Annotated in this window: 1 protein-coding gene and 1 tRNA gene; both read right to left on the minus strand. The window is 35.8% G+C overall.

Features of this window, described 5'->3' with window-relative positions:
• Positions 1–170 precede the first annotated feature (170 nt).
• Positions 171–252: transfer RNA gene (locus tag AC3DU7_RS27970), tRNA-Leu, on the minus strand.
• Positions 253–521: 269 nt separating this feature from the next.
• Positions 522–3,832, minus strand: a 3,311-nt coding sequence (amt, locus tag AC3DU7_RS27975) for an ammonium transporter (RefSeq protein ID WP_488042526.1), incomplete at its 5' end; no start/stop codon positions are given.

Consider the following 3,832-nt stretch of genomic DNA (forward strand, 5'->3'; position numbering starts at 1 on the left):
ATACTGATATGTTGGATATTTGTTGTGAAGTTCTCTCCCGTTAAATCACAGATTATAATGGGAGACCCCGAGACCGTATCTAGTTGGGTCTCATGCTCCGCATCTCATAAGCAGTATTTAAAATTGGTTGGGGTTCTAATCCCCATAAACTTCTTCCTTCTTAAATAAAATGCGGATGAAGGGACTTGAACCCCCACTTCCGAAGAAACTAGAACCTAAATCTAGCGCGTCTACCAATTCCGCCACATCCGCATAATTTCAATATAACACACAAATCAGAAATTTTGGCAATGACTGACAGTTTTTTATCTTTTCTTTTGCGGGTTTAATACCCCACCGTCATTTCAGTTATCAGTTATCAGTTATCAGTACCTCTTGCAATAAGGAGGTTTGAAATTTGACTTTTGACTTTTCCCTTCAATTCTTACTTCTTACTTCTTAATTTTTGACTTTTGCCTTTAATTCTTACTTTTGACTTTTGACTTTTGACTTTAATTCTTAACTTTTGACTTTTCCCTTCCTCAATATAACTCTTTTTTCCCCTGCAAAATATAAGGCTTCATGTAACCTTTGCCCTTAATATCAATCAAACCCCGTTCTGTAAATAAAAATTTTTGTTGTAAAATCTCATAGGTCTCTTCTGTCACTTGTATAAAACCTGGTATACCATGAGACTCCATACGACTAGCAATATTTACAGTATCACCCCATAAATCGTAGATAAACTTTTTACGTCCAATTACACCAGCAACGACTGGGCCAGTATTTATACCAATACGAATATTAAAGTCTTGTTCCTGTTCGTCAGCAAAATGGGATACTTCCTCAAGCATATCTATAGCCATCAGAGCGATCGCCTCAGCATGATTTTCCATTGGGTCTGGCAACCCACCCACAACCATATAAGCATCTCCAATAGTTTTAATTTTCTCCAAACCATATTTTTCTGCCAGTAAATCAAACCTGGAAAAAATTTCATTTAACCAATAAACTAATCTTTCAGGAGTTGCACGACCTGCTAATTCAGTAAACCCCACTAAATCTGCAAATAAAACTGTAACTTCTGCGAATCCTTCTGCAATGGTACTATGACCTTCTTTTAATCTATCAGCAATAGGTTTCGGCAGAATATTTAACAATAATTTTTCTGACTTTTCTCGTTCTAGAAGTAAAGCTGTTTCTGCTTTTTTACGTTCAGTTATATCACGACAAAGAGCTAATATTAATTTACCTTTTCCTGCTTTTAATAAACCCAAACGTATTTCTACAGGAAAAGTTGTACCATTTCTGCGACTATGAATTCCCTCTATAGTTATTGGTATGCCAACAATCAAATTTTTCCATTTTTTAGGAAACCCTTGAGATACAAAATTTTCTTCAATATCTTCTACATATAAGTTCAATAATTCTTGACGAGAATATCCCAAACTTTTACAGGTACTTTCATTTACATCAATAATTTTTCCTTCTAAATCATGAAGAATAAAAGCATCTGCTGCTTGTTCCATTACCGCTCTAAATCTTTCCTCACTTTCTCGTAATGCTGCCTCTGCTAATCTTCGCTCAGTAATATCTCTTAAAGCTGCCACTCCATTTTGATTACCTCTGTATAAAAAAACCTTGGATTCAATTTCTAAAGGAAAAGTTGAACCATCTTTTCTAACCCCAATTACTTCATAGGCTTTTTCTGAACCAGAAGTCATTTTTTCAACTACTAAGTCGCGGTATTCTGGAGCGATTAACTCCCATCCATTCATACCCACTATTTCTGATAATTCATATCCAAACATATTAGCAGCAGCGATATTTGTATCCATGATTTTTTCTTGCTCATAGATAATAATTCCTTCAAAGGTAGCTCTGGATAAACTCCGAAACCTTTGCTCATTTTCCTTGAGCTTTATTTCTGATTCCTTTCTATCTGTAATATCTCTAAAAGTTCCTGTGTAGAAAGTTTTTTGATTAAATTTTGCTTCTCTAACTGCAATTTCCATCGGAAATAAGGAATCATCTGAACGGACACCAACTAATTCAAAAAGGTTTCCACTGTTAGCAATTTTAGATATTAGTAGTTCTATATAATCATTTTGTTGCTCGCTTTTTTTTTGTTGCTTCGACTCTATTTGACTATCTACTAAATTCTCCTCTTGTAAATGCAAAAAGCTAGGAAAAAAATCTTGCCAATTTTCTGGCTGAATATCTGGCAACTCAAAGACATAAAAATTATTTTTACTTTCTAAACTTTGCGATAAGATCGAATCTGGATTCACCCATAATTTTAATGGCTCTACTGTTGATTTTTCGACCTCCATTAATAAATGAGAGATATCCATTTTTTCCATAGTTAATGGATTAATAGTAAAGTCAAATATTTGATAAATAGGCTTCCCTACTAAATCTTGATTTGTGTAGGCAAAAATTTTCTCACCACTAGGATTTATACTAATAATTTCTAGCTCTGGTTTAGTAAAAGTAATAATTGCATCTGTCGCTACTTTAATAATGGCATCATTTCTAGCAGTAACTTCTTCCAAAGCATCCATTACCTGATTGTAGCGAGTGGCAATTTGACCTACTTCTGTAAAAGGTTCTACAGGTACTCGCAAACTTAAATCTTGCGTACTAGCTTGAGAGTCCATTACTCTAAATAAGTCTAATATTTCTGTTTTAGCTTGATGCTCCGAAACATTTAAACCAATACTTTCATCTGCTTCTGAAACTCGGAATAAATAAAGCTTATTTGCAATGAATAAAATTGGATATACCAAACAAAATCCTAATAAAAAAGCTGCAAAAACTCCCAAGAGCTGAACTGTCAATTGTTGGCTAAAACTAAGACCAGTACCTAAAACCTCTGCCTTCCCAAATAAAGCTACTGCTAAAGTTCCCCAAATACCAGCACCAAGATGAACTGGGATAGCTCCAACAGCATCATCAACTCGAACTTTTTCTAAAGCTTCTTCTACCAACATAGTAACTATGGCAGCAATAACACCAATGAAAATGGCAGAAAAAGCTGTAACAGCATGACAAGCTGCTGTAATGCCAACTAAACCAGAAAGAGTACCATTAATTAGTCCCTCAACACTGGGTATTCCTCTGATATACCAAGTAATACCAAGAGTAATAATCATTCCTCCTACACTGGCAAGAATTGTATTGACAATAATGCCTGCTACTTGTTCATTTAATGCCAGGGTACTTCCACCATTAAACCCAAGCCAACCAAACCAAATCAACATTGCCCCCAAAACCGATAGGGGTAAATTAGAACCATGAATTTTTTCTGGTGGACAACCAGGAGGAAATCTACCTGTTCGGGGACCAATAACTAATAAAGCTGCCAGAGATACCCAACCACCAATACTATGGACAACACTCGAACCTGCGAAGTCAACAAAACCATTATGTCCAAGCCAGCCTGTTAATATACCAATGTCAGCTCCATTCCAAACCCAATGACCAAATATGGGATAGATCAAACCTGAAACTAGGGAGGCGACAAATAGATAGGAGGCATACTTCATGCGTTCAGCTACTGCACCAGAAACGATAGTCGTAGCTGTACCACAGAACATTACTTGAAATAAAAAGAAGGCTGCGTCAAAAGCTTGTAGATCGGTTGCCAAGAAAAATTTACTATGGCCAATTATTCCATAAAATGAAGCCCCAAACATGAAGGCAAATCCAAAACTCCAAAAGCAGGTAACCGAAATACCAAAATCAGTTAAGTTTTTAATCGCAACGTTAATGCTATTTTTTGACCTGGTGAGTCCAGACTCTAAACACATAAATCCAGGCTGCATAATAAATACTAACCCAGAGCAAAGTA

This window comes from Okeania sp. (assembly GCF_983059655.1).